At 48.1% G+C, this 19,012-nt stretch carries 18 protein-coding genes; 4 read left to right on the top strand and 14 right to left on the bottom strand.

Features of this window, described 5'->3' with window-relative positions:
* Nucleotides 1–8: 8 nt before the first annotated feature.
* From deoD to BAZ21_RS16810, 6 genes are all read right to left on the bottom strand, one after another.
* A complete protein-coding gene (gene deoD / locus BAZ21_RS16835; protein WP_025719435.1) occupies nucleotides 9–716 on the bottom strand; it encodes a purine-nucleoside phosphorylase in 708 nt (235 codons plus the stop codon).
* A 39-nt stretch (nucleotides 717–755) separates the two neighbouring features.
* On the bottom strand, nucleotides 756–1,940 hold the full coding sequence (gene deoB, locus BAZ21_RS16830) for a phosphopentomutase (protein ID WP_176718162.1): 1,185 nt from the start codon (nucleotides 1,938–1,940) through the stop codon (nucleotides 756–758).
* 29 nt (nucleotides 1,941–1,969) lie between these two features.
* On the bottom strand, nucleotides 1,970–3,148 hold the full coding sequence (locus tag BAZ21_RS16825) for a NupC/NupG family nucleoside CNT transporter (protein ID WP_068503125.1): 1,179 nt from the start codon (nucleotides 3,146–3,148) through the stop codon (nucleotides 1,970–1,972).
* A gap of 77 nt (nucleotides 3,149–3,225) precedes the next feature.
* Nucleotides 3,226–3,621, bottom strand: coding sequence for a cytidine deaminase (locus BAZ21_RS16820; RefSeq protein ID WP_007432256.1), 396 nt, complete (start codon nucleotides 3,619–3,621; stop codon nucleotides 3,226–3,228).
* A 31-nt stretch (nucleotides 3,622–3,652) separates the two neighbouring features.
* Complete coding sequence (deoC, locus tag BAZ21_RS16815; protein WP_068503538.1) at nucleotides 3,653–4,315, bottom strand: deoxyribose-phosphate aldolase; 663 nt, start codon at nucleotides 4,313–4,315, stop codon at nucleotides 3,653–3,655.
* 208 nt (nucleotides 4,316–4,523) lie between these two features.
* Complete coding sequence (locus BAZ21_RS16810; protein ID WP_068503123.1) at nucleotides 4,524–5,459, bottom strand: sugar-binding transcriptional regulator; 936 nt, start codon at nucleotides 5,457–5,459, stop codon at nucleotides 4,524–4,526.
* A gap of 221 nt (nucleotides 5,460–5,680) precedes the next feature.
* On the opposite strand from BAZ21_RS16810, the gene BAZ21_RS16805 reads away from it, so the two are divergent.
* Entirely contained in the window at nucleotides 5,681–6,094 is a 414-nt protein-coding gene (locus BAZ21_RS16805) for a chemotaxis protein CheW (RefSeq protein ID WP_068503120.1), read from the top strand.
* Between the two features lie 94 nt (nucleotides 6,095–6,188).
* Here BAZ21_RS16805 and BAZ21_RS16800 read toward each other — a convergent pair whose 3' ends face one another.
* From BAZ21_RS16800 to BAZ21_RS16780, 6 genes are all read right to left on the bottom strand, one after another.
* A complete protein-coding gene (locus tag BAZ21_RS16800; protein WP_068503117.1) occupies nucleotides 6,189–7,295 on the bottom strand; it encodes a slipin family protein in 1,107 nt (368 codons plus the stop codon).
* Between the two features lie 359 nt (nucleotides 7,296–7,654).
* Nucleotides 7,655–7,777 (bottom strand): hypothetical protein, encoded by a 123-nt coding sequence (locus tag BAZ21_RS29740; protein WP_256021501.1) that lies wholly within the window; start codon nucleotides 7,775–7,777, stop codon nucleotides 7,655–7,657.
* Nucleotides 7,778–8,135: 358 nt separating this feature from the next.
* Nucleotides 8,136–11,243, bottom strand: coding sequence for a glycosyl hydrolase (locus BAZ21_RS16795; RefSeq protein WP_068503113.1), 3,108 nt, complete (start codon nucleotides 11,241–11,243; stop codon nucleotides 8,136–8,138).
* 744 nt (nucleotides 11,244–11,987) lie between these two features.
* Nucleotides 11,988–13,097 carry a bifunctional diaminohydroxyphosphoribosylaminopyrimidine deaminase/5-amino-6-(5-phosphoribosylamino)uracil reductase RibD gene (ribD, locus tag BAZ21_RS16790; protein WP_068503110.1) on the bottom strand — a complete coding sequence of 370 codons (1,110 nt, stop codon included), beginning with the start codon at nucleotides 13,095–13,097 and terminating at the stop codon, nucleotides 11,988–11,990.
* Nucleotides 13,094–13,858, bottom strand: a complete 765-nt coding sequence (locus BAZ21_RS16785; RefSeq protein ID WP_068503108.1) for a GTP cyclohydrolase II — start codon at nucleotides 13,856–13,858, stop codon at nucleotides 13,094–13,096. The genes ribD and BAZ21_RS16785 overlap by 4 nt, the downstream gene beginning before the upstream one ends.
* A 71-nt stretch (nucleotides 13,859–13,929) precedes the next feature.
* The gene (locus BAZ21_RS16780) at nucleotides 13,930–15,039 is read right to left on the bottom strand and encodes an FAD-dependent monooxygenase (protein ID WP_068503104.1); all 1,110 of its coding nucleotides are present in this window, start codon (nucleotides 15,037–15,039) and stop codon (nucleotides 13,930–13,932) included.
* 248 nt (nucleotides 15,040–15,287) lie between these two features.
* Here BAZ21_RS16780 and BAZ21_RS16775 point away from each other — a divergent pair, with 248 nt between their 5' ends.
* Nucleotides 15,288–15,608: a winged helix-turn-helix transcriptional regulator gene (locus BAZ21_RS16775; protein ID WP_068503102.1), complete on the top strand. Its 321-nt coding sequence runs from the start codon at nucleotides 15,288–15,290 to the stop codon at nucleotides 15,606–15,608.
* 114 nt (nucleotides 15,609–15,722) lie between these two features.
* On the opposite strand, the gene BAZ21_RS16770 is transcribed toward BAZ21_RS16775, so the two are convergent.
* Entirely contained in the window at nucleotides 15,723–16,109 is a 387-nt protein-coding gene (locus BAZ21_RS16770) for a winged helix-turn-helix transcriptional regulator (protein WP_068503099.1), read from the bottom strand.
* A 148-nt stretch (nucleotides 16,110–16,257) separates the two neighbouring features.
* Between BAZ21_RS16770 and BAZ21_RS16765 the strand changes: the two genes are divergently transcribed.
* Nucleotides 16,258–16,776 (top strand): DJ-1/PfpI family protein, encoded by a 519-nt coding sequence (locus tag BAZ21_RS16765; RefSeq protein WP_068503094.1) that lies wholly within the window; start codon nucleotides 16,258–16,260, stop codon nucleotides 16,774–16,776.
* A gap of 185 nt (nucleotides 16,777–16,961) precedes the next feature.
* On the top strand, nucleotides 16,962–17,663 hold the full coding sequence (locus BAZ21_RS16760; protein WP_068503091.1) for a YoaK family protein: 702 nt from the start codon (nucleotides 16,962–16,964) through the stop codon (nucleotides 17,661–17,663).
* A 7-nt stretch (nucleotides 17,664–17,670) separates the two neighbouring features.
* Here the strand turns inward: BAZ21_RS16760 and BAZ21_RS16755 are convergent, their stop codons facing one another.
* Nucleotides 17,671–18,846, bottom strand: coding sequence for an alanyl-tRNA editing protein (locus BAZ21_RS16755; protein ID WP_068503087.1), 1,176 nt, complete (start codon nucleotides 18,844–18,846; stop codon nucleotides 17,671–17,673).
* Nucleotides 18,847–19,012: the final 166 nt, after the last annotated feature.

Here is a 19,012-nt window from a genome sequence, read left to right as displayed (position 1 = left end):
ATGATCGTTTACAGGGATACTGCTGTATCCAGTGCAACTTCCATCATTTCTTTAAAGGTCGTTTGCCGTTCTTCCGCCGTCGTTTCTTCACCTGTCAGCAAATGATCGCTTACCGTCAGAATCGTCAGCGCGTTGACGCCAAATTTGGCTGCCAGCGTATATAATGCCGAAGTTTCCATCTCCACACCCAGCACGCCGTATTCCATCAGCTTTTGCACTACTGATTTGTCGTCACGGTAAAAGCTGTCCGAGCTGAATACGTTGCCGACATGCATGTTCAAGCCTTTGGCAACACCACGATCATAAGCGCCCTTTAAAAGAGGGAAGCTGGCAATCGGGGAGTAGTCGTAGCCGCCAAAGATATGACGGTTCATGCCGGAATCCGTGCACGAAGCCTGCGCCAAAATAACGTCACGAACATGCACGTGCTCCTTCATCCCGCCGCATGTACCTACACGGAACAGGTTTTTTACACCGTACTCGCTAATCAGCTCATTGACATAAATACTGATGGACGGCAGTCCCATTCCCGTTCCTTGTACAGACAAGCGTTTGCCTTGATACGTTCCCGTAAACCCAAGCATCCCGCGTACCTCGTTGTAGCAGGTCACGTCCTCCAGATACGTTTCAGCGATAAATTTCGCCCGCAGCGGGTCCCCTGGCAGCAAAATCGTTTCTGCAATTTCTCCTGGTTTAGCTCCAATGTGTACACTCATTGTTCCATTCCTCCGTCCCATTTGTCCGTGCTTACATTATTATTGAAGTTCTGCCAAAAAGCTCGTACCGTGTTCCGGCAGTTTTACACCGAAGTTTTCCGCTACCGTCGCTCCAATATCCGCAAACGTTTTACGAACCGCCAGCTCCTTGCCTCCAGTTGCAAAGCGCGGGGAATACACCAGCAATGGCACATATTCACGCGTGTGATCTGTTCCCCGATACGTTGGGTCATTCCCATGATCCGCGGTGATGATCAGCAGATCATCATCCGTTAATTTGGCGAATACCTCTGGCAGACGGGCATCGTAATCGTCCAGGGCTTGACCGTATCCCTGCGGATCGCGGCGGTGACCGTATACCGCATCAAAGTCCACCAAATTCAAGAAACTTAATCCGGTAAATTCCTCATCCAGCGTCGTGACCAGCTTATCCATACCGTCCATATTGGATTTGGTACGTACCGCCTTCGTCACACCTTCGCCGTCATAAATGTCGGAAATTTTACCCAAAGCGATCACATCCAGACCTGCATCCTTCAGCTCATTCATCGTAGTGCGGCCAAACGGCTTGAGCGCATAATCATGACGATTGGAGGTGCGGGAGAAGTTCCCAGGCTCGCCTACGAACGGTCGTGCAATAATGCGGCCCAGCATGTACGGATCTTCCAGCGTGATTTTGCGGCAGAACTCGCAAATCTCGTAAAGCTCCTTCAAAGGTACAACTTCCTCATGCGCCGCAATTTGCAGCACCGAATCCGCCGAGGTATAGATGATGAGCGCTCCCGTCTTCACATGTTCTTCGCCCAGTTCGTCGATGATTTCCGTTCCGCTGGCAGGCTTGTTGCCAATGACTTTGCGGCCTGTATGCTCCTCAATGCGCTGAATCAGCTCATCCGGGAAACCATCAGGGAATACGCGGAAAGGAACCGCAATATTCAAGCCCATGATCTCCCAATGCCCGGTCATCGTATCCTTGCCATTGGACGCTTCCTGCATTTTAGTGTAGTACGCGAGCGGCTTTTCGGCCGCCGGTATCCCTTCAATGGGACGAATGTTGGACAGACCAAGCTTGCCCATATTCGGCATGTTCAGACCGCCACGTTCGCGAGCGATATGACCGAATGTATCTACATCGTAATCATCAAACTGGGCAGCATCCGGCGCTTCGCCGATACCGACCGAGTCCAGTACGATCAAGTGAATCCGTTTAAATTTAGACATCATAAAAATCCTTTCCTGACTCGCTGTTTTTTTTACAAAAACAACCCTGCAATCGTTGCCGACAGCACGCTAACCAGCGTCGCCCCGTACAACAGCTTCAGACCAAAGCGGGCTACCACATTCCCCTGCTTTTCATGCAGACCCTTCACAGCCCCGGAAATGATACCGATGGATGAGAAGTTGGCAAAGGATACGAGGAATACCGATACGATCCCGACGGTGCGCTCGGACAAGCCTGTTTGCTTGGTCAGATCCAGCATAGCCACAAATTCGTTGGATACGAGCTTGGTAGCCATAATGCTGCCCGCCTGAACCGCCTCGCTCCATGGAATCCCCATGACAAAAGCGAACGGTGCAAACACATAACCAAGCAACCCCTGAAAGCTGATTCCAAACACCCAGGTGAAAATGCCATTAACCATGGCAATCAGCGCCACAAATCCAATCAGCATCGCTGCTACAGTTATGGCAACCTTGAAGCCGTCCATAATGTACTCGCCGAGCATTTCGAAAAAGGACTGCTTTTCTTCCTCTTGAACCTCCAGCAAATCGTCTTCCTTTTCAATCTTGTACGGATTAATAATGGAAGCGATAATAAAGCCGCCGAACAGGTTCAGCACCAATGCGGTAACGACATACTTGGGGTTCAGCATTTGCATGTAAGCCCCCACGATCGACATGGATACGGTGGACATCGCAGATGCGCACAACGTATACAGCCGATGTTTTGGCAGAAGGCCAATTTGCTTCTTAACGGAAATAAACACCTCGGATTGACCCAGAATAGCTGAAGCTACAGCGTTGTAGGATTCCAGTTTACCCATTCCGTTTACTTTGCTCAAGATAATGCCGATATATTTGATGATGAACGGCAGGACTTTAATATATTGCAGAATCCCGATCAGCGCGGAAATGAACACGATCGGCAGCAATACATTGATAAAGAACGGTGCCGCCCCCTCATTTGCAATCCCGCCAAACACAAAATTGATACCTTCACCCGCATATTTCAGCAGGCTGCCGAACGCTTCTGCAAAGCCTTTGACCAAAAATTCGCCAATTCCTGTGTTCAGCAATACAAAAGCAAGCGCCGCCTGCAATACAACCATAACCGCCAGCGGACGATATCTGATTTTGCGCTTGTCGCTGCTGGCGATGTAAGTCAGTCCAAATACAACGAGCAGCCCCACTAAAGCGATGATATATTTCATTGAATTATCCCCCTTATTACATTAAGCGCTTACATCATCTATAAAAAGAACGCGCCCCCGAAAGAGGCATTCTTTTTTTATTTCCCCAAATCCGCGGGACGAAAAGCACCCGGCAGCAGTTTTTCCATCGTCCACTCTTCCGTGTTGCCATGAAGGTTTGTCAGATATATTTTGGTATCTGAATGAGCAAATTCGGAAATGACCTGACGACAGGCACCGCATGGAGATACAGGCCCTTCTGTGTCTGCTACAACCGCAATCGCATCAATTTTACGGCAGCCTTCGGATACCATTTTGAAAATCGCCGTCCGTTCTGCACAATTGCATAAGCCGTAGGAGGCATTTTCCACATTACATCCGCTGTAAATCGTGCCGTCGCTACCGAGAACCGCAGCACCGACCTGAAAATTGGAATACGGAATATATGCCTGTTTGCGCGCCTCAAGCGCTTCCTGAATCAATTGATCCTTCATCCGCGAATCCCTCCATGACTTTAAAATGAGCTTAGTAGGAAGATGTAGACTGCTCGCCCTCGATGATTTTCACACCGGAACTTGCACCGATCCGACTTGCGCCTGCTTCTACTAATTTTTGCACGTCTTCCAGACTGCGTACGCCGCCAGAAGCTTTAACCCCAATTTCAGGTCCTACTGTTTTGCGCATCAAGGCCACGTCTTCCACAGTAGCTCCACCTGTAGAGAAGCCTGTCGAGGTTTTCACAAAATTCGCCCCCGCTTTGACGGACAACTCACATGCCAATACCTTCTCTTCGTCAGTCAGCAAGCAAGTTTCGATGATAACTTTTACCAGTGTCCCGGCAGCAGCTTCCACGACCGCACGAATATCCTGCTCAACGAGCTGTAGATCACGTGCCTTCAAAGCACCAATGTTAATAACCATGTCCACTTCAGTCGCACCGTTAGCAATAGCATCCTTCGTTTCAAATGCTTTCGTTGCCGACGTGTTTGCTCCCAGCGGGAAACCGATAACCGTGCAGGTGGCTACGCCCGTGCCTGCGAGCTGTTCTGCTGAATAAGCTACCCACGCCGGATTCACACATACAGAAGCAAACTGATATTTTTTTGCCTCAGCAGTCAATTTCGTAATTTCATCCTTCGTCGCATCTGCACGCAACAATGTATGGTCGATTAATGCTGCAATGTTCATATCTAAAAGCTCCTTCATTTGATAAATAGTGTGAAGACAAATGTCCTTTATTTCTGGTGATGGGATCATCATAGCACGGCTTTGAACATATGTAAAATACATTTTGAAATTATGTTCAAGCCTACTCATGAGACAGTCACCTACAGTTCACATTACCCTGTAGACGCACGCCAAAACCGGATGTTTACCTGAAATGAAGCCAGATGCTTTATTGCAATAGTGCTTGTGCCGTAAACTGATCCGTCACCAGAATATTCGCGTACTTGCCGCGCAATGATGCCCGGATAGCCTCCACTTTACGCTGTCCACCTGCTACGAGAATAGCCTTCTCCTTCATGCGTAAATCTGGCAGATCAATGCCAACGGTACGGCTATTGATTTCGTCACTGCATATATTGCCCTCATCGTCAAAAAAACGCGAACAAATATCGCCCTTGCCGATTTTTTGCAGCAGCTTCTGTTCCTCTTGATTAAAATATCCCAGTCTGAACAGCAGCGCATCCTCCTTGACTGTTCCCACCGTAAACACGGCAATGTTCGCTTGCTTGCCAAGTTCAATGATCCGCTGGATGTGCCGATCCTGCTCAACCATTTTTTTAACGGCCTGACTATCAAAGATCACAGGGAGCGGCAAATACCGTGCAATCGTGTGAAAGGCTTCCGCGAACAAATTTACCGTCTCTACGGCATAGGTGTTAACATGCGAATGGCTCACGCCTCCTTTGAGCTGAACCACCTCAACTCCCTTAACCTGCTTTTGCTGGAGATGAAGTGCCACTGCATGCATTGTCGTTCCCCACGTCACCCCAATAATATCCGCATCTTGTACCGTTTCATACAAATAATCGGCTGCTTTTTTGCTAATATGCTTCTTGATCTCCTGATATTCATTTACTGGCGAGTAGCAAACCTGCACGGTATCCAGCCCGTATTTCTTTTTGACCTGCTCTCCAAGCGCATCCATATCCTCCATGGGATCAACAATACTGATCCGCACGTATCCCTGTTCCTTGGCAGCCTGAAGCAGCCGCGATACCGTAGGACGCGAAACCCCGAGTCTGACTGCGATATCCTGCTGGCTATAGTCGTTCAGATAGTATAATCTGGCTGCCTCGATACTTAATCGCTGCTTTTCATGATCCATTCTACCTCAACCCGCTTATCTTAAAATGTAGTGCCATCACCTGAGTTACTCTTTTGGAAGATTTAACTGCTAGTTTGTGATATTCTGTATTAACTGAATCCATTTTTCACCGCATCCTCAACTTTATAGTTCCATGTGTCAAAACGCAATAGCTAACCCGTTGCACCGTCACTTCACAACAACCTGTAGTGGACTTATTTGAATATGTAAGGAGAATGGCTATGTCTGAGTTTATTGTGTGCAGTCTGGCGGACAAAAAGTTCGCTTTAAACTTTCTGGAAGTGGAAGAAGTCATGATTGCCAAGAAAGGGACACCGCTTCCCTTTTCCGAGGCGTGGCATGAAGGAATGGTCACCATCCGTGACAGCGTATTTACGATTCTTAATTTACGAAAAAAACTATTGCTTCCCGCTTCAAACGAGTCCTCTGAGGACAAAATGATTTTGCTCAGCCGGGCGAAAATTGCTCTAGTCGTCGATCAGGTGGAAGATACGGCTTCTGCCGAGGACAGTCAGCTACAAAGCAATGAGGAAGAATGGCAACGCGAGCTGTTTCCTACCGTGCTGGAGCATCATGGTGCCCTCATTCCGGTACTGGATATGAACGCTCTTCTCGCTTCCACCAAAACAAGCTAAAAAGCTTTTATGTAAAATACTCCCGAGCCTTGAGCCAGCTTGCACTCATCGTTCGGGAGTATTTTCGATTATTGAAGTTCTTTTATTGGAGTTCTTATCCCTCTTTCATGTGAACCAGCGTGTTTAGCTGCTCCAGCAACGTATTTCCGCCAGTCAGCGAAATGGTGCCGATCTTCTCGCAGATTTTTTCCAGAAACTCCAGCTCTTTGAGGCGATAGAGAGTAGCGTTTTCGTCCATCAGCTTGGCCGTATTGAGCAGGCTGCGAGTGGAAGCCGTCTCTTCACGGCGTGTGATGAGGTTGGCTTGCGCCTTCTTCTCTGCCAGCAGTACCGTATTCAATATATCCTTGATATCCCCCGGCAAAATAATATCCTTCACCCCAGCCGACGTAAAAGTCACTTCATATTCGCCGCTCTGCTCATTCAGGCGAGTCAAGACATATTGCGCAATTTCGTGCTTCATTTTCAGCAAATCATCCAGCTTCATGGTGCCAACGTATTCACGTAGCAACAGTTGGAGCATAATATACATTTGCTCCTCGAATGCCCGGAACTCCAACGCCCGCAGCGGGTAAATAATACGGTACTGACAGACGAAGTTGAGGCGCAGCGTGATTTTATCCTCTGTCATGATTTCCTGTCCCATCAAATCCATCTGCTGCTGTCGCATATCGATCGTTTTGATCTCTGTGTTCACCGTAGACATCCAGAAATAATACTTGCCTGGCTTCAGTTCCCCTTGCAGGACGTTATCATAATACAGGAAGCCCAGCTCATAGCTGGCTACCTGAAGTGCCTTCCAGAAGCCTGGTGTCTTGGACAAAAAGGCTTGCCCCAATGCCTTATCAATCGCAGGCTGCCGGGTGTCTGCACGAACAAAGCGATGCTCCTTGAGCACGTTCCAATACGCATATTTTCCTGCCGTCAGCAGCTCCACAAACTTATTATCCTCATAATGCAGCACATACTCGTGGTCCTCAACCTCCACCACATTCAATTGCTCCAGCAATAAGGGGTCGGTCAAGAACAGGCGAATATCATAGTCTGGTACAAAAAACGGTTCACCTACATTCAAAATTTCAATCGTTTCCTGCTGAAATGTCTTCAACAAGTGAGTCCCCGGCAGCAGTAGCTTGTGGTAGCTCCCCTTTTTGAACAACAGTCCGCGTTCATCGGATTTAATCGTTACTTTCTTAAACATCGTATCACTCCTAGTATTTAAAATCCTCAACTTAAAAGAGTGTTTTTTCTACGTGGCGGCTCCGCGCTCCATTTGATCTTCCGATCGCTGTTGCCCCTGAATTTTTGGATTTGATGAACCCCTTATAGGGTTAAAATTCAGGGGCAAAGGCGAACGCTTCGCTTCTTCAGATTCAAATGGACCGCTCTGCTGCTGCCCGCCTTAAAATCAACACACTTTTAAAATGAGAATTTTTTATTTTTATTCGTTGTAGCAGGGTTAGTGACCCTTGCAGGGCATCCCTCCGGTGTGGACGGCGGGGCCAAGCTTAAGGAAAAAGGAAGGTGCCACCTGCTCCCGTGTTCTGGGGATAGAATTCATCAGCCCAACATCGACTGTGAATCACTATCCCCCGAAGCCTCGGACCCTGTCGGCGCTTGCTCTCTCCGGTATCCGCTGGTCGCATAGCCATCGCTCCGGCATCTGTCATCTAGACCAGACATGGGATGCTCTTATCCGGGTCTTTTCATAGTTTTTATTCGACCATTCGAATACTCTACCAGAAGTCGCGTGGAAGGCGATTGGGAATCGAACCCTAATTGTTGGTGGATACGCAAGATTTACAGGATACCTGACCCGATGAGGGCAGGCACTGCGGGACCTTTGGAAATCCTCGCCTCGGTAATATCTTCCTGCATCAGCCTTTATCATTATCACGCACATCCATCCTCGCGAACATGGCGAAAGTATTACGACCCTGTAAAAAACAAAAAAGACACGGGAGAAGCACCTGTGCTTCCCTCGTGTCGTTCTTTATATTGCTATCTGTCGCGTTCGTAGCTTGGGCCTCTAATGATTAGCCTATAGATGGGTATAAGTTGCCTTAGAGGTGTCATGCGCCAATTCATTGCTTTCATAAGTGAACCAATAGTCGATGACCTGACCAGCCGAAAGTCCACTGACTTTTTGCTCCCAGACTCCATTGTTGTTCGTCATGTGATAATTCATTTGATCGCCGCCGGAAACAACATAGTGGACATCCGCGAATGCCGATGTACTCTCCGGCTGGAACGTAATCAACGCCTCGGTAGCGGAAATTTTGGAGATCCCTGTCGTTGTAGGGGCAGCCTGATGCGTATAACTCGCCTTAGAGGTGTCATATTGCGCTCCCGCTTTTTCATAAGTAAACCAGTAGCTGACGACCGTCCCGTTGTTGAGGCCTGTAACCCGCTGCTCCCAAATGCCGTCGTTGTTTGTCATCCGATAATTAAGCTGTTCACCACCGGACAAAACATAATGCACATCAACATAGGCGGAAGCTGTTTTGGGTGTAAATTGAAGCAGTGCTTCACTATCACTGACAAAACGAGCTTGCGCGGTGTAATCGTCCGTTTCTTCGCCATCGTCATTGCCGCCAGATGCTGCCTCCGTAGTGACCTCTACGGCATTGCTGGCCTCAGACAGGTTCCCGGCTGCATCGCGAGCCTTAACGGTAAAGCTGTACGTCGTAGCTTCCTTCAGTCCTGTAATTGAAGCGGAAGTCCCGCTTATCTCTGCCGCCTGAGCTCCGTCCTTATAAACGATATAACCTGTAACGCCAACATTGTCTGTGGCTGCATCCCACTCCAGAGTGACCTTTGAAGCCGTTTTGCTCGCAGCCCGCACATTTGCCGGGCTGGATGGAGCCTCTGTATCAGGCTCGGTATTGCCGCCATCACTTCCATTTCCGACATTAAAGCTGTTAGGCTGCACGGTAATGCTGTGTCCATCCGAGAAGGTTACTGTTTCGACCTCGTTGGTAAAGTTGTAGGCTACATAGGTTTTCACCCCGTTTTTATTGAAAACGCCATAACTCGGTGTATTGGCAGTGACGCTGCGATCAAGGTTGCCTATTGCATCCAAATTGTAGATCCAGTGGTAGGCATTCGCCTTGGAATTCCCCGCTTCCGGTGTCATGGACGCTGCGCGTGCACTGAATTTGTCCTTGGCCTCGGATGGGTCCGAGATCGCTCTGTACATATACACTATATCTTCCCATGGACTAAAATTCCCACCGCTTTTTTTCAGCAGATCGTTATAATTTTTAGTTGCATACTCCGGATATTCCGTCAAATAAAGGGACGCAGAGGTAATTGGAAGCCAGTTGATACCGTGCACCTCTGCGGGATTACTGGTCCACCATGTTGCATTCCCCACCGTTTTACCGCCCCAGATCATGCTTGCCGTTGCGCTTCCCATTCCTGCAGGGTTGTTTGTGCCATTCACATCAAACCAATATTCGTTAATTGCATTCATTTCCGTTGTATATAGATAAATACCTAAATCACGAATTTTAGTATTCCCTGTGGCCTCACCCCATAAAATAACGCCAGCCCAGGCATTCATCGCCTCTGAGGAGGATTCATTGTTGTTGCCATCGCCAAATTTGGCATGTCCGGAAGCCCAAGTGTGCCCGGCATAGGGATCAAAATTACGCAAATACGGAAATTTCGAATCAGATCTGTCGGTATTGGCAATGTCGCGAATAAGCAGATTCACCATTTGCCCCCATTGGGAATCGGATGCCCAGTTCTTGTCTACACGTGCAATTTCAGCCGCAGCCTTAATAAAGTAGCCATAATGGAAATGATGGTCATTTAATTCTATTGCACTGCCAAAGCTGTCGGGATAACCGATCAATGTCCCCCAATTGCTGTTATACGCAAATAGACTGGAGCTTTTCAGATTCCCAGAGCTGTCACTGGCCTTAAACCAGTCCTGCAGCCGACTTTTGATCTCATTGCGGAACTGGGTCGATGCTGCCGTATTGCCAACCTGGTCAGCGATCGGCGCCAAAGCTGCCAGCTTGCCCAGGCGTTTTCCAGTCCAGTACGTGTCCCCGTCGCCGGAATAGTTTTCCGCTTTCGCTTCGTTTACGTAGCTGTTAAGCGTATTTTTATCATAAGACCCCAAGTCGGGCAGGGAAGGGAGTACCCCTGAAAATTTCATCTTCGTTTGAAAAGAAGTACCTTCTGCCGTTTTCATCAGACCGCGTACAGACTTATACGTGTAGCCAAGCAGGGGCTGTGATGAATTTTTCCACTGATGCGGATACAAGGCAAAAATAGTACCGTCTTGTGTACCTTCCTTCGCTGTTGTTGTAACATTAAAAGTAGTCGTTACCTCGGCAGAACCTTCGTTATAGCTGTACTGCGCTTTGGAGTTTGTAACAAAGGAATAGGCGTATTGCTGGAATTTGTCCAAGGTCTCCGCTGTTTTGTCAGGCAAAGCCGCCACTGTAAAATAGTTTTTCCCGTTCAGCTGATTCGTCAGTGTATTCGTTCCCAAGCCGGACCAGGTACTACCGGAAGGACCGAACAAGCCATAGTGTGAGCCATTGATCGTAATGCCAAGCACAGAGGAGTTGGCTGATCCGGACCAGGCCTCAGGTGCCTCATTAAACGAGAGCTTGGGATTGCCGCCGCCAAACTCAAAATAAACATATGGGGAACCGTGTCCGTAGGTAGCGCTTATTTTGCTGCTTCCGCTTTGAAATAATGATTTAACAAACCAATCACTGAACCCGTCTACCTTGGCATCCGGAAATGAAGCAGCTGCAGAATGACCAATGGTAAAATCGTTCTTTTCATCCATCCAGCCTGCTACAAATCCCGGATTTACAGTAATCTTCCCGCTCGGGTTAAAGATGCGCAAGCCATCTTGCTGATTTTTCAAGGCAATGGGGTGAGGGTATTGGGCCTCAGAATGAGACACCCAAGCCAGACTGCTCCACCAGTCATTGGTAGGCATCGCGCCGGTTACATTCGCTGTTTTGTAAATTTCGTTTTGCGGAGTAGCTACTCCGGCAGGCAGGGTCGTTGAATATGAGCCAGCACCTTGTGTAACCTCCCCCGAAAAGGCTTTAGTAGAAACCGGCGCAGCTAAACATATCAAGCTGACACTTAACAAGCATAACAACTTTTTTTTCATAACTTACATCCTCCTTTATATTCTTTAATCCCTTACACCGATCCTCCTTTCAAGTCTTTAATCCCTTATGCTGCAATGGTTTTCCCATTTCTTCCAATCGGGATTCGACTACATTGTGCTCCTTCCCGATTTCCAGGTCAATCCTTTTATCGCTATTTTTCGACTAAATGAGGCGAAAGGCCCTGGAAATTACAAAAGAAATAAGTACGAAAGGCCCTAATATACGCAATTATGTTATATAGTTTTTTGGACAAATCCTATCAGCTCGTCGTTTCGTATTTTCGTATTGAAAACGCGATTAAACACGTAAATGCGACTTAAGGACTAGATAATCCAAAAATTGAGACTTGGCTTTCATTCACCCCATAAAACCTTCACACCATCAGGTGTTCATTGTATGAGTTATTCATCCCATTAATCATTCACTCGATAAACATTGGGCATAAAAAAAGATCCTCCAGGCCTTTCAGCCCTTCAGATCCTCGTTTTTTGAATCTTTAAGTATTAAGCTTTTGAGTCTTTGAGTCTTTTCGCCTTCCCCATGCTCCACCACATTTCGGAAAAATGAGTAATTTTGTGGCGGTCAGCAGCGGAGCGGAGGGGTTGAATCTGGAGAAGCGAAGCGTTCGCCTTTGCCCCTGAATTTTAACCCTGTAAGGGCTTATTCAATCCAAAAAATTCAGGGGCAACAGCGATCGGAAGATCAACCCCTTCGCGAAGCGCCTTCCCCCGAAAACAACTCACTCATTTTCTCCGCCCAAAATACCCTTCTATCTTCAAATCCACGCCAACCTGCGTTACGCTCAAATCTTGTAGCCCAACCGCATCGCTCATCGCGGACACACCTTCTCCTCCCAAAAAGCCAGGGGCTGCGCGTCCTCCAACCAGCTTCGGCGCAATATACAGTACGAGCTTGTCTGCCAGGCCTTGCTGTACAAACGAAGCGTTCACCTCGGCCCCGCCTTCGACGAACACCGAAGACACCTCGGCAGCACCCAAAATATCCAGCATTTGCGAGAGGTTAACCCGATCGCTGTTTGTATCCTGTGTCGGGTATACCTTCACACCCAGCTGTTCCAGCTGGCTACGCTTGCCTTCATCATAAGCACGTCCAGTAAATATCCAGGTAGGCGCTTCTCCATCTGTAATGACACGAGCATCCAATGGAATACGAAGCGTGCTGTCCAGAATGATACGAATCGGATTCCTTCCCTCCGGCAGACGCGTCGTAAGCTGCGGATTATCGTGAATCACGGTTTGCACACCGACCAGGATGCCCACATGCTCATGACGAAGACGATGCACATCCTCCCGTGCCGCCTCAGACGTGATCCATTTGCTTTCCGAGGTCCGGGTGGCAATTTTACCATCCAGCGTCACCGCCGATTTGATCGTAATAAAAGGACGCTTGCTCACAATATATCGGTTAAATACTTCATTCATACGGATCGATTCCTGCTCACATACGCCGACGATGACCTCGATGCCCGCATCTTTCAAAATCTGTACCCCTCTGCCCGAAACCAGCGGGTTCGGGTCCAGCGCAGCGATCACCACGCGGCGAATGCCAGCCTTCACAATCGCTTCTGCACACGGGCCTGTCCGTCCGTGGTGGGAGCAAGGCTCCAGTGTTACATAAATCGTTGCTCCCCGAGCATGTTCACCTGCCATACGCAAAGCATGAATCTCCGCATGTGGCTCGCCGGGCTTCAAATGAGCGCCAATCCCAACAATACGACCGTTGTTAACAATCACGGATCCGACGAGCGGATTCGGTTCTGTTTGCCCTTTGGCGCTTCTGGCATTTTCCAACGCCAGGTGCATATATTTCTCGTGAGTGGTCTGAATGCTCATAGAACCTCCCTGAAATCGAAATCCCGCAAATGGCCGGACCGTTCCACTTTAGTATTCAAATACCGTTCATTATATTGCGATACATCGCCCCACAGCGGCATACGCCCCGCTACGTTCATACCCGATTTCTTCAAGGCATCCAGCTTTTTAGGGTTATTTGTAATCAAAGTGACCGGTTTTTGTCTCAGGTGACGCAGCACATTAATAGCATCTACATAATTGCGGGTATCATCTTCAAAGCCCAATTGATGGTTGGCTTCGACGGTATCCATGCCCTCTTCCTGCAAAATATATGCCATTGCTTTGCTAAACAAACCGATCCCGCGACCTTCATGATTGGCCAGATAAAACAATGCCCCTGTTCCATGCTCCACAATCATTTTCATGGATTGGTGAAGCTGAAATCCGCAATCACAACGCTTGCTGCCAAAAATATCTCCAGTATGACAAATACTATGCATACGCACAAGTGCATTTTCCGACTGTTGAAGATCGCCATATACCAGTACACTTGACTGTTGTCCCTCTGCCAAATTCAGCGTGGACAATCGCTTCACAAGCGTGTCAGCGGTTGCGTTCAGCAAGTCCTGGCGATCTGCCTCATCCCGTACAGGCAACCAGCAGTACCATTGGAAAACAACGGTTTCCCCTTCCAAATTGACTGGCAGCTTGATCGGTCCTACCAAAATCGTCGAGGATTGCTCTCCACGAATCGTTTGAATTTTATCGTTAAGTAGCGTAGCTACATCTTTTTGGTTCATCTCTCTGCACCATCCTTTATATCACTCTATCTATTTGAAAGCCCTCGGTTATTCAAAGGCTAGTGGTTGATTTACACGATTGGGGTATCTACTTGTGAAAAATGTTCATGAAACGTGGATTCCATCGTCAGTTGCCGTTCCTGAAGCTCGGTCACAGCCTGTCGCCGTCCGTCTTCGAACGCCTTCAAGCCTGCTGCGGTGTATCCTCCCTCCTGACGTAAACGAAGAAGCACACTCGCCAGCACATCGGCATCCTTCAAGGCTGCGTTCAGGCCAAAAGCTCCGGTAGGTGTCATGGTATGCGCCGCATCTCCGATAAGGACCAGTCCGCCCTGCGTCCACGTGTCGCTGCGGCTGCTGAAAATGTCCAGCGGCACGAAATCCTTCCATGAACGAATGTGATCGTGCACGCTATGCTCCAGATCCGGAAAGGCCTCCGTAAAGAGCTGGATGAACGGTTCAAAGGATTGCTTGAACAGCGTCGAAAAGCTGCCTTCCTCCACATTCCAGCCAATTTGAATATAACCCTCAGCCTGCGAAAATAAAGACAGCTGCCGTCCGTTAACCAGCGCCAGACGTGTGACAGGCTCCCATCCGGCAGGTGCCGTGATTTTCGCCCATAGCAGATCATAGCCGTGCCGGATGTTCGTCACAGGCATCTGTGCCAGCTTGCGCACCGTTGAATAGCGACCGTCTGCTCCGACAATTACAGAGCAGTGAATCGTAATCTCACGGCCGCCCTTGTCACGTGCAGTCAGGCCCGTGTAGCCCTGCTCACTGTCACCTTGCAACGCAGTCACTGTCGTGCCAGCCAGGTAACGAAAGGATTCACACGTTGAAGCCTGTTTCAGCAGAGCCTCTAAAAAGCGGGGCTGTGGAATGTGAATCCCCACATTCCCGTCTGCGGAGCCCGGCTTGACCATTTTCATCTGCTGCTGATGCTCCCAATATTCAATTCTCGTTGAGGCAAGAATGTAATCCTCATGAATTTGATCGAGCAGCTTATGCTTCCCAATCACCTGCTGACCCTCATCGTTTAAAATTTCACCGCGGAAAGCCTTTCCCGCCACACTCTGCCGCTCAACCAATATTGTAGAAACACCGTGCTCCGCCAGCAAACAGGACAACAAAGTCCCTGCCGGTCCTCCGCCAACTACGCACACTTCACATTCCAGCTTCATCTGACTTCCCCCTACACCCAAACCATGACCTCAACGATTAGCCCATACCTGTCATTTTAATTGCATCTTCTATTATACTATTCAAATTTTAAGTATCATATAGGAATGTCCGTATCCAAATCTAGAAGTTACTTTATGTAACAAAGTATATTTATATCATCCGATTTCGTCAAGTAATAAATTTATACAAAGTAAAATCATTTACTTTTAACAGTGAATCGTTAATAATAGGAGCATGAGGTGATCTTATGAACATTCCGCAAATGTGCCCACGGTTTGAAAAAGCTATGGAGCTACTGAGCAAACGTTGGACGGTATTAATCGTGTTTCAACTAACCAACGGCCCGCAACGATTTGTCGCTATCGAGAATTCAATCCCCAATTTAAGCGGGAAGGTCCTTTCCGATCGCTTGAAGGAGCTTGAGGAAGAAGGAATCATACAACGTATGGTTTATCCTGAGAAGCCGGTTCGGATCGAATACTCCCTTACGGATAAAGGACGCGATTTAGCTCCATTGTTTGACCATATCGGTACTTGGGCTACCCGCTGGATTGAAGTTATGCCATGATAAATAACACGATCTGCTAACATGCCAAAGAACGCCTTTGCCCGGGTACAATTCGTACTCATCACGCAAGGCGTTCTATTTCTTTATAAGACGTAGTAAGTGGAAATGTTCCACTTATATATCGCTGCCGCGCCCCATTTCCTCGCGGATGGCTTGCACCCGTTTTTTCCCCCAGTCATACATCATTTCTACAATCGGTAAAATCGTCATCCCCAGTTCGGTCATCGAATACTCCACCTTTGGCGGCACCTCTGGATAAACTTCCCGATGTACAATACCGTCCTCCATCAGCTCGCGCAGCTGGTTGGTCAGCACTTTATGAGACAGCTTCGGAAACAGCCTTTGCAGGTCGCTAAAGCGGTGTGGCCCTTCCACACCCAAATGCCACAAAATAACAACCTTCCACTTTCCGCTTAACACCGACAGCGTCAATTCCTTTTCGCAATTATAGTCTCCGTTGACGATCTTCTCCCGTATTTCTTCTCTTAGTGTATCAGACATATATCGATTAACTCCTTCTAATTCATCATGTTCCTACAGCCCAATAGTAACCTGCAGGTAACCTCCGTACTTGAAAGTGCATTCTTCACAGCCTGACGAAGCCATCCTACAATAATAGTATCATTTTACATTCAAGGAGGAATGAAGTATGAGTAAAAAAGCTCTTTTTATTATACCCCCGGAGCGCTTTAATGAGGATGAATTGTTTAAACCCAAGGAAGCGCTGGAGCAAGCAGGCGTTACGGTGACGCTGGCTAGCACAAAAACAGGTGAAATCATCGGTGACTACAACGGCAAAGCGACTGCTGAGCTTATTTTCTCAGACGCGATCCTTGCGGAATATGATGTAGTATCTGTGATCGGTGGATCAGGAACGAATGACTATCTGTGGAATAACGCAGATCTCCAAGTCCTGCTAAAACAAACTCATGAGCAAAAGATTCTGTTGTCCGGTATCTGCGCGGGTTCCGTAGCTGTGGCCCAAACTGGACTGCTCTCCGGCAGAACGGCTGCGTGCTATCCGGTGGACGTACAGAAAGATCAACTCCAATCGCATCAAGCCGAATATGTGGCTCAGCATGTCGTTGCGCATAGCGACATTATTACAGCCGATGGCCCGGATGGCGCTCAGGCGTTTGGCGAAGCTCTCGTTCAAGCCCTGCAATAAATCACAGCCGAAGCTCCCGGCAGTTGTCCCTAAGCTAGCAATACAAAAAAGCCGCTTCACGCTCTCGCCTTAGTGAAGCGGTTTCTTTGTGCCGATTTCGTGCCGATGTGTCCAAATGAATTGTCGTATCTGGATTGGCGTGCTAAGTTAGAGAAATCGACGTTTTAGCATAGGAGGCTTCTGCCGTGATTATGAAGGGCAAAATCCATTTACATCAGGTAACGTCCGAATCGCTACGACTGGGCGCCTTACTTTCATTAGTAGGGGGCTTTTTGGACACATATACCTTTGTCGGAAGAGACGGCGTATTTGCCAATGCACAGACAGGCAATATCGTACTGCTGGCTGTCAAAATCATTCAGGGACACTGGGTTCAGGCGTTAGTCTATATCCCGCCCCTGATCGCCTTTTCGCTGGGTGTTTTTGTTGCTGAAGGGATTAAACGAAAATCGACCCATCGCCTGACTCCAGACTGGACTCGCGCTATTCTTTTACTGGAAATTGCAATTTTCTTCATCGTAGGACTCATCCCGCAGGGGGTTCCCAATACCGTGGTGGTGGTGATCGTCTCGTTCGTCGCTTCTGTCCAAATGACATCCTTCCGCAAGCTCATTGATGTGCCATATACCTCAACCGTCAGCACCGGAAACCTTAGATCAGCTTGTGAGGCTTTGTATATTGCCATTACGACCAAGGACACGAACGCTGCCATTCGAGCGATGCGTTACGGTGTTATCCTGGCAGCCTTTTTGGTCGGTGCCTTGCTGGGGGGATTTCTGACTTTGGCTATTGGGGATATTGCCATTTGGGGCGCTGTTGTTGCACTCATTTTTTCTTTTATTTTATTTACGGAAAAAGAAAAGTGGAAGCTGCCCCTGCGTCACTAGGCATGTATTACCCCTGAACAAACTGCCGCTGGGCCGTTTCAAAAAAACTCAAAAGATCCTCGCGGGATGGGAATGCGGCCTGGGCTGATTGGTTGCTGCCGCCCCCCTTCCCTTGGAATGCGCCCAGATTCTCCTTAAAAAATGCCCCGCAGGCGACCGCCTGTGTGCCGTTATGTGCCAGAATGATTTTGTTGTCTGCTGTCGTCGCTAATAAAACAAGCAAATCATGTTCAGCTGTCAGCTTGACAGCCATTTGCTGTACTTCCTGAAACAATTTTTGTTCAAACATATGGGCAAGAACGTGCCCCTGAACAGCAGACAGCAACTCTTTTGTCTGATACGAAGCATTTTCCTCCTGCAGGAGTTCCATTTGCGCCTTGAGCTGCTTGTGCTCCTGCTCCCACTTTTCAAATCGGGTCAAAATGTCTTTTCGCCCGGTATTAAACTTCGCAGATAACACGTCCAGAATCCGAACACCCTCGTTAAAGTCCTGAAGTGCACGAGCACCGCATTTGAAATGAATTCTCGCCATGCCCTTCTGCTTTTCCCATTTCAGACATTTGATAATCCCAATTTCCCCGGTCTGAGCCACATGTGTGCCACCGCAGGCATTATATTCAATGCCTTCAATCTCAACAATACGAATATTCTCCGTCACCTTGGGCGTTTTCACAAGCGGGATATCCTTTAATTGCTCATGGGTTACAAAATAGCTTTTTATGCTGCGATTGCTGTAGATTTGGTGATTTACTTCCTGCTCGATTGCCGATAGCTGCGCAGGGGTTATATCCGAACAGTTTACATCAATCGTGGCGTACTCTTGTCCCAAATGAAAGCTTTCTGTACGCGCACCCAACAGTTCCAGACAAACCGCTGACAACAAATGCTGTCCACTATGCTGCTGCATATGGTCAAATCTGCGCTCCCAATCCAAACGGCAGGCCACCTTCACATCCTCCGGTAAACGTTCTACCTGGTGCCAAATGTCCCCATCCTCAAGAACAACATCTAATACACGAATGCCCTGAATCGTTCCTGTGTCACACGGCTGACCTCCGCCATTCGGATAAAAGGCCGTTTCCTCGAGCATAACAAAAAATGTTCCGTCTCTTTCCATGCTCTGTGTAATATAAGTGTCCCACTCCGTAAGATTCGGAGCGGTGTAATATAATTTTGTCGTCATTTAAAAGTTCCTCACTTTTGGGTATCTTTGTCTCGTGCGATATCCACTTATTATCAAGCACTTCACTGTAAATATCAATGTAGTGAATAGCTAGAATTATTGCACGAACAACCTCCATATGGCAAAATACCTGCATGTCGATTAGCAAAATTTAGCTTGAAATTCT

This window comes from Paenibacillus kribbensis, from assembly GCF_001705305.1.
GTDB classification, from domain to species: Bacteria; Bacillota; Bacilli; order Paenibacillales; family Paenibacillaceae; genus Paenibacillus; species Paenibacillus kribbensis_B.
Note: the sequence above shows the minus strand (reverse complement) of the source record. Positions and strands in the feature narration are given on the sequence as shown.

What these genes read in the sequence shown, in the direction of transcription:
- deoD (WP_025719435.1), bottom strand. Translation starts at nt 716, where the DNA reads ATGAGTGTACACATTGGAGCTAAACCAGGAGAAATTGCAGAAACGATT.
- deoB (WP_176718162.1), bottom strand. Translation starts at nt 1,940, where the DNA reads ATGATGTCTAAATTTAAACGGATTCACTTGATCGTACTGGACTCGGTC.
- BAZ21_RS16825 (WP_068503125.1), bottom strand. Translation starts at nt 3,148, where the DNA reads ATGAAATATATCATCGCTTTAGTGGGGCTGCTCGTTGTATTTGGACTG.
- BAZ21_RS16820 (WP_007432256.1), bottom strand. Translation starts at nt 3,621, where the DNA reads ATGAAGGATCAATTGATTCAGGAAGCGCTTGAGGCGCGCAAACAGGCA.
- deoC (WP_068503538.1), bottom strand. Translation starts at nt 4,315, where the DNA reads ATGAACATTGCAGCATTAATCGACCATACATTGTTGCGTGCAGATGCG.
- BAZ21_RS16810 (WP_068503123.1), bottom strand. Translation starts at nt 5,459, where the DNA reads ATGGATCATGAAAAGCAGCGATTAAGTATCGAGGCAGCCAGATTATAC.
- BAZ21_RS16805 (WP_068503120.1), top strand. Translation starts at nt 5,681, where the DNA reads ATGTCTGAGTTTATTGTGTGCAGTCTGGCGGACAAAAAGTTCGCTTTA.
- BAZ21_RS16800 (WP_068503117.1), bottom strand. Translation starts at nt 7,295, where the DNA reads ATGTTTAAGAAAGTAACGATTAAATCCGATGAACGCGGACTGTTGTTC.
- BAZ21_RS29740 (WP_256021501.1), bottom strand. Translation starts at nt 7,777, where the DNA reads ATGTCTGGTCTAGATGACAGATGCCGGAGCGATGGCTATGCGACCAGC.
- BAZ21_RS16795 (WP_068503113.1), bottom strand. Translation starts at nt 11,243, where the DNA reads ATGAAAAAAAAGTTGTTATGCTTGTTAAGTGTCAGCTTGATATGTTTA.
- ribD (WP_068503110.1), bottom strand. Translation starts at nt 13,097, where the DNA reads ATGAGCATTCAGACCACTCACGAGAAATATATGCACCTGGCGTTGGAA.
- BAZ21_RS16785 (WP_068503108.1), bottom strand. Translation starts at nt 13,858, where the DNA reads ATGAACCAAAAAGATGTAGCTACGCTACTTAACGATAAAATTCAAACG.
- BAZ21_RS16780 (WP_068503104.1), bottom strand. Translation starts at nt 15,039, where the DNA reads ATGAAGCTGGAATGTGAAGTGTGCGTAGTTGGCGGAGGACCGGCAGGG.
- BAZ21_RS16775 (WP_068503102.1), top strand. Translation starts at nt 15,288, where the DNA reads ATGAACATTCCGCAAATGTGCCCACGGTTTGAAAAAGCTATGGAGCTA.
- BAZ21_RS16770 (WP_068503099.1), bottom strand. Translation starts at nt 16,109, where the DNA reads ATGTCTGATACACTAAGAGAAGAAATACGGGAGAAGATCGTCAACGGA.
- BAZ21_RS16765 (WP_068503094.1), top strand. Translation starts at nt 16,258, where the DNA reads ATGAGTAAAAAAGCTCTTTTTATTATACCCCCGGAGCGCTTTAATGAG.
- BAZ21_RS16755 (WP_068503087.1), bottom strand. Translation starts at nt 18,846, where the DNA reads ATGACGACAAAATTATATTACACCGCTCCGAATCTTACGGAGTGGGAC.